The organism is Dolichospermum lemmermannii CS-548, from assembly GCF_028330815.1.
In the GTDB taxonomy this organism is placed as follows: Bacteria; Cyanobacteriota; Cyanobacteriia; order Cyanobacteriales; family Nostocaceae; genus Dolichospermum; species Dolichospermum lemmermannii.
Map to the genome: position 1 here is coordinate 1 of NZ_JAQMTJ010000253.1, position 6,352 is coordinate 6,352.

8 protein-coding genes and 1 pseudogene are annotated in these 6,352 nt (G+C 33.9%); all 9 read right to left on the minus strand.

What is annotated here, in order from left to right:
• A partial coding sequence (locus PN450_RS16880) for an IS982 family transposase (protein WP_271837005.1) occupies nucleotides 1-880 on the minus strand: 880 nt, incomplete at its 3' end.
• 519 nt (nucleotides 881-1,399) lie between these two features.
• On the minus strand, nucleotides 1,400-1,801 hold the full coding sequence (locus PN450_RS16885) for a DUF5615 family PIN-like protein (protein ID WP_271837006.1): 402 nt from the start codon (nucleotides 1,799-1,801) through the stop codon (nucleotides 1,400-1,402).
• Complete coding sequence (locus tag PN450_RS16890) at nucleotides 1,801-2,118, minus strand: DUF433 domain-containing protein (RefSeq protein WP_168633016.1); 318 nt, start codon at nucleotides 2,116-2,118, stop codon at nucleotides 1,801-1,803. The genes PN450_RS16885 and PN450_RS16890 overlap by 1 nt, the downstream gene beginning before the upstream one ends.
• A 177-nt stretch (nucleotides 2,119-2,295) precedes the next feature.
• Entirely contained in the window at nucleotides 2,296-3,312 is a 1,017-nt protein-coding gene (locus PN450_RS16895; protein WP_015079008.1) for an adenine-specific methyltransferase EcoRI family protein, read from the minus strand.
• Nucleotides 3,313-3,324: 12 nt separating this feature from the next.
• Nucleotides 3,325-4,161 carry an EcoRI family type II restriction endonuclease gene (locus tag PN450_RS16900; protein WP_271837007.1) on the minus strand — a complete coding sequence of 279 codons (837 nt, stop codon included), beginning with the start codon at nucleotides 4,159-4,161 and terminating at the stop codon, nucleotides 3,325-3,327.
• A gap of 318 nt (nucleotides 4,162-4,479) precedes the next feature.
• Nucleotides 4,480-4,707: pseudogene (locus PN450_RS16905) on the minus strand (site-specific integrase); the annotation flags it as partial.
• Nucleotides 4,708-4,725: 18 nt separating this feature from the next.
• Entirely contained in the window at nucleotides 4,726-5,310 is a 585-nt protein-coding gene (locus PN450_RS16910) for a Uma2 family endonuclease (RefSeq protein WP_271837008.1), read from the minus strand.
• Nucleotides 5,311-5,505: 195 nt separating this feature from the next.
• Nucleotides 5,506-5,898 (minus strand): type II toxin-antitoxin system death-on-curing family toxin, encoded by a 393-nt coding sequence (locus PN450_RS16915; RefSeq protein WP_213710901.1) that lies wholly within the window; start codon nucleotides 5,896-5,898, stop codon nucleotides 5,506-5,508.
• Nucleotides 5,895-6,119, minus strand: coding sequence for an AbrB/MazE/SpoVT family DNA-binding domain-containing protein (locus PN450_RS16920; RefSeq protein WP_148760684.1), 225 nt, complete (start codon nucleotides 6,117-6,119; stop codon nucleotides 5,895-5,897). The genes PN450_RS16915 and PN450_RS16920 overlap by 4 nt, the downstream gene beginning before the upstream one ends.
• Between the last annotated feature and the right edge of the window lie 233 nt (nucleotides 6,120-6,352).

A 6,352-nucleotide genomic window follows, 5' to 3' on the forward strand; every position in this document is an offset into this window, starting at 1 on the left:
AAGGTTTTTTATCTTGCCAAGTATAAGCAATTAAACCAGTGGTCGGTGAGCGAAGCCGAACCGCAATAATATTAACCATAAAATTAGAAATACTGCGATGACGAGAATGAACAACTTGGGAAATATTTTGATAGCCTGCGTGGCGTAGCCATAGTTGGTCGTTGACAGTTTCGATTAAAGCTCTTTTTCTTAACATAAATTTTTCCCACAATTCAACTAATTTGTTCTTCATATTCTTCTTAAAAGGAGTAATTAATTTCACATCATTTTCCAATAGTTTCTGAAATAAACTTTTAGAAATATATCCTTTATCTCCAAAAAGTCTTCCCCATAAATTTTGTGCCAAAGTAGGAACTGGTTTCCGGTCATCAACATTTCCGGGAGTAACTTGAAAAGCTAATAATTCGCCTTGTTCATTAATAATTAAATGAAGTTTAAATCCAAAGTACCAATCGACAGAACTCTTGCCCCAGCCCGATAAGCCACGGAAAACTTTATTTCTTTTTGCTCTTTTATTATGACAAATAGGAATACCCATGCTGTCAATAAAAGAGATGCCACTACATTGACCTTTTCGACTATTAAGATAACAAATTAAAGGCAGTAAAGCATCAGGCATTAATTCAACAAAGCGATTATAACTCACTAAAGATGGAAAATATCTGTGGTAGTTTGTTAAAATGCTTTTTTGATAATAGTCCTGAAAATTACGATAACTTGATTGGTGAAAATGAACAATAATAGTCATGACTTCACTTAAACATAAGCGACTTTTTCTTTTTCTTTTTTGTGACTGGCTCGAAATTAGTTCTGAGTTCAATTTTGCTTCAAAATCCCAACAGAAATCATCTATTGCACAAAATAATTGTTCTAATTCCATTGTCCATTTTCCTTGCTCAAACAACTACTTTATTCTTAAATCTTTGGTGCAATCTTGAGAATGATTAATAATGTTATTTAATGGTTTTTAAGAAAAATTTACAATTTATATTATTTATTCCCAATCAATTGTCAACAACCGAAAATTATTGACAACCGCTAAAAATTTATTTAATCCTGAAACTCTTTCCAGTCAACACTTGTAAGTTATTCTCTTACGTCGAACTCAGGTAGGTTCAGCATAACAGCTTCGCCATCAGGGGCGCGAACGGATATTGAAAAAACACCAACGATATGGAGCAACGCCCCAAAAAGTTATTAGAGCCGGTGTAAGATGTTATCGCCCTTTCAGTTAATTTATAGTTTTCAGTTCTTTTTTAGATATTATATCGTTAATGTTGGGTTTCGTTCCTCAACCCAACCTACAAGATCAGCGATCGCACTCAGGTTTTATTTGGAACTTCAATTAGTCAAAAATCGTAGGTTGGGTTAAGCGATCGCGCAACCCAACATTTTAATTTTAATCTTCACCATTTCTACCATACTCTTGTACGAAAAAAATCTGTCCGACTGCTTTTATATTTTGCTTCATAACCCGCAACAAACGATTCTCTAAGGTGCGACTATCCTCATCCAAAAAATCAATTATCGCCTTGACTTTCCCAGTATAATCACGATCGTGTTTAAAAATAATCATGCCAGCATGATTTGGTGCAGTGCGATGTAGATCGATAAAATCTTGGCGATTTTCCGTAATCAAAATGCGACCTGTCGCTGTGGCATACTGCAAAACAACATCGTCAGGAATCCCTTGATTTGCTTGACCTGCTTCGTAGGAAGTTAATACATCGTGTCCCTCCGATCTGAGTAAGTTTACCATTGCGATCGGAAAATTTTCGTTGGAGTAAAATTGTAATGCCATTAAACTAAATCATCTTGGGCAATTTCTTGATCGATTTGTTCGGGATTTTGTTCGTAGTAATGCCAAGCTGCACTTAAATCTTCCGCAGTCAATCCAGGATAATTTGCCAATAATTCTTCATCCGGCGCACCTTGTTGACGATATGCTACCAAAGTCCATAGGGGAATTCGTGTATTTCTAATTCGTGCTTGTCCCCCGCAAACTCCAGGTGTAATCTGAATTGGATGTTGCAACATTTGCACGTAATTCAATGCTTGGTCAACTAATTCCTCTGGTAAAGCTGCAATTACTTCGAGCAGTTGAGTCCTCTTATTCATGACAACAAAATCTCTCTCGCTTATTTCATCCTAACTTGAAAATAAGCGATACCACAAAGTGGTTGCCAAGGGCATCGCCAACACTAAAACCGACTAATATTATTATATCAATGTTGGGTTTCGTTCCTCAACCCAACCTACAAGATCAGCGATCGCACTGCTTGCAGCAGCGCTTCGCTATCGCACTTGTGGTATTCCTCTATTGTTAGATAATTCAGTCAATATTCGTTTATTCTTGATTAGAATCCTAAAATATGGACATTTTCCATTTATTGACAAATCTTTTTCATCATTCCCTTTTCTAAATTTAATTATTTCAAACTGATCGGGATTGAATTTATGTAGAAATGTTATAGGTACACCCATAAATCCTTTGTAGTCTAATGGTATGTCTTGTGTTTTATTCACATTAATACCATCATAGTTGTCATAATGGGGATATTCAATTTCGTTTCCAAAATATCTCTTTGTGAGAGTAATACCTTCGTGTCGTTTAAAAGTGTCTAAATTAGTTAACCATAGACAATTGTTTGGAGAAACTATTCTATTTCCAGAGCTATCAATCCTAGTCTCTGTGCCATAGAGTTCATAGTGTTCGGGGACAATAAAACCTGAAATACCTCTACCAAGGTTTATTCCTAACCACGCCTTGTTTTCCTTAATTAACTTAAATATTTCTTTATAGGTGATAGCATTAATATTGCCAATTATTAAGAATTTTTTATCGTATTTAATTAATTGAGCCACATACTCCCTAAATAATGAAAATGGAGGATTAGTAACAACAATATCGGATTGCTTTAATAGTTCGATACTTTCAGCACTACGAAAATCGCCATCACCTTTAAAATGAACGATGTCAGTTGAACTTGGTTTAATTCTTTCTCCCTCTACACCTGTATATTCAAAGAAAAAACCATTTTCAACTTCTTCGGTATTAAACAAATCCCTTTCTTGTTTTCTATAACAAGCTGTTATTAATTTTTTAATACCCAATTCTGCGAAATTTGATGCGAAGTAATTAAAAAAATTGCTAATCCGAGCATCATCGCAATTACAAAAAACTACTTTATTTTTAAAATGACTTTTATAATGTTTTAACTCATTTTCTATATCTGAAAGCTGTGTATAAAACTCGTCATTTTTGTTTTGTTTTGCTTTTTTCAACAAAGAGTGCTGTACTTTTCTTGCCATTATCAACCCGTATTATTCGTTATTGGTAATTTGGTTAAATATTTCACTACCTAATGCCTTAAGAGAGGACTTAGACACTTCAATCATAATATCAAACATTTTTTTTGCATCCCATTTTTCTCCATTTCCTTGTGTATAAATTGAAGCTGCTTGAAGCATAATTGTTTTATCATGATGCTTAACAAATTTATTTTTACACAAATTAGTGTTAATTGGCATTCCATAATTTGCAGAGGTCAATCTATCTAATCTATTTAGCATCCCTGAATCATAATTAAGAGTTACCACCCTTCCATCAGGTCTTTTAATTGAAATAGTTTCAGTTAGAAAATTTGACCCTTCCAGAAATAAGATGTAGGGAAAATGGGATTCAGATAGCATAAAATTAGCAATTTCTGATCTGTTTTTATGAGATCTTTCTATTGCATTACCAGCAGCCATCAAGTCTTGATTATTATCTGTACCAACTAGTTTTCCTTTGTGGATATTTTCAATGTCTTTCCCTTGATGTTTAGCTTCCGTTACAAGCACCACCCTCCAATTACCGTTATCGTCTTTTACTTGAATTATTCCACCATCAGGTTTAATACGTGAATTTGGCACAAAAAGTGTTTGTCCTAATTGTGAATCAAGTTTCTGTAACGCTTCGTTTATTTCTTTTTTACTTATGCTTGTTTTGTATTTAAAAGATAATTGAGGAAATTCCTTTTCAAGCTGTTTAATTACAAGGCGTGAAATTTGTCCAACTGCTATATCGTGGGACTTTGCTTCATTTCCAAATATACCAACTACACCTTGAGACTCTTTATGTTGATTCGTTAATCTTTTTGATTGATTTTTTTTAGACATATTGTTTCTTTACTATTACCTCATTTTTACTTAAAACTTTTGGTACTTTGTTCTCTTTATGTATAACTATGTATTATACAAAAATTTTCTATATAACACTTTTGAATACAGGTATATAGTAAACATTACAGGCGATTCTTGTCAAGTTATGCAGAATTTTTCTGGATAATACACCCGTGTAATGAGATTATATAGAATTTTTCCGTATATCCCTTGGTATTATACAGAATTTCTCTGCATAATGTCCTATGGAACAACGTCCTAAAAAACTGCTAGAGCAGGTACAAGATGTGATCAGGCTCAAGCACTATTGGATTGTTAGACATTCTCCAAAAATTTAAACTTTTCCACCTCCAACTTCAACCTTTCATTCTCCATCCTTAACACCAATATTTCATTCTTCTGTAACTCAATTAACGACTTTTGACTAATTACCTCACCAAAGGCTTTTTTCCTATTTTCCATCCCAAATCATCTTTGATAAGTCTTTGTATGTTCATCAACAGTATGACCTAAATTATGTGCTGCTGCTTTCATCGCTATTCCCTAAAGATTCTGTTATTTTTATCCTGTAACTTTTATCCCTGCTCTAAATTCCCGCAGTGCTTGAGCATGATTTTCTATATTAATACAACCCATCAATAAATCTACATCTAAACTCGGTAAAAGTTGCGATTTACTAACAGCTTCATACCCCTCATTTCCTAAACTATAAAACAATAATTCATCATTCATCCAAAACCAGACTTCAGGAATTTGTAACCGTTTATATGCTTCCAGTTTATTAATTCCTCCACTACTAACAACCACCTCAATCACTAAATCAGGGCGTTTTCTATTTGCTCCCAATTCATAAGATTTATCACCTTCTTTTTTAACCTTTTCAAATTCATTTTCTAGTGTGACAGAACCAGTAGGAGTAAAATCTAATTCCAAAAACTCTAAATAAATTTCTAGTAAAGCCCCAATACGTTCTTTGATAGTTTCGTGTTTTTTCCCTGGCATTTTCCGAATCTCTAAAACTCCATCTAAAAAGGATAACCTTAACCCTGGGCGCTCAATTAGCTGTTCAACAGCTTTAAATTCTCTCCAGGTTAAGTCGCTAATTAAAATTGGTTCTGCTTCTCGTTCAATGAGTGTAGTTATCATAATTTAAACCCAAATTTAGAGATTGAATTTTGCTCAACGGGAGATAATATAAAAACAGAGTCTTATGAAAAACATCATGCAAGCATACAAACTCAAAGGAAAAATTGATCAATCTGGTAACTTGCTGATTACCGAATCCGTGAATTTACCCCCCGGAAATTTGGAAGTAATAGTCTGGTAAACTACGAATACCCTTTAATATTGAATAGAATTTTCTTGAAGCCATTCTGATATGGTTTCTTGACTTTCTTGGCCGTTTGCTAGTCGTTCCATTATTAAAACAACTTCCGGTTCTGGAACATTCAACGAATATCCATTTAATTCCAGAAAGATAGCCATTACTACGAAAGCTACCCGTTTATTACCGTCTATAAAAGCATGATTTTTAGCAAATCCATAACCATAAGCCGCTGCTAAATCAAATATACTGGGTGTAGGTTCACCATAAGCAAGTAAATTCTTTGGTCTATCTAAACTAGCTAAAAACAAATTGTTATCTCGCACACCTGCAAGACCACCATGCTGTATTAATTGGTCTTCATGTATAGCTGTAACAATTATTTCATCTAACCAGAAAATTCCATTCATTTCCCTAACTCATGAAGTGCATTTCTGTATTTTGTGCTGACTTTTTTGTAGGCTTCCATTGCTTTTTCAAAATCAGGATTACAAGAAGTTATCATAACACCTGCTGGGGTTTCAGTGACAAATACGCTGTCTCCTTCTTGAACTTTAAGTTTTTCCAGGGCTTCTTTAGGTAATGTTAAGCCCAAGGAATTTCCAACTTTACGAATTTTTAAGGTGTACATAAGTTAATAGCTTCTTGATCAGAGTAATACTATTGTAATAACATATTTTATGAACCACCCCATATTAGTTCGTTGAAGATGTGGTTTTTTACTTTAAGTAAGTAGACGAAAATAAATCAAAGTATATTAAGTAATGTAAAAAATCTGGAGATGATTTCGTAGTGAGGGCTTCAGCCCTCAAATGAGGAATAAATTCCTCACTACAAACTTTGAATTATTCAAGCCGTTCTACT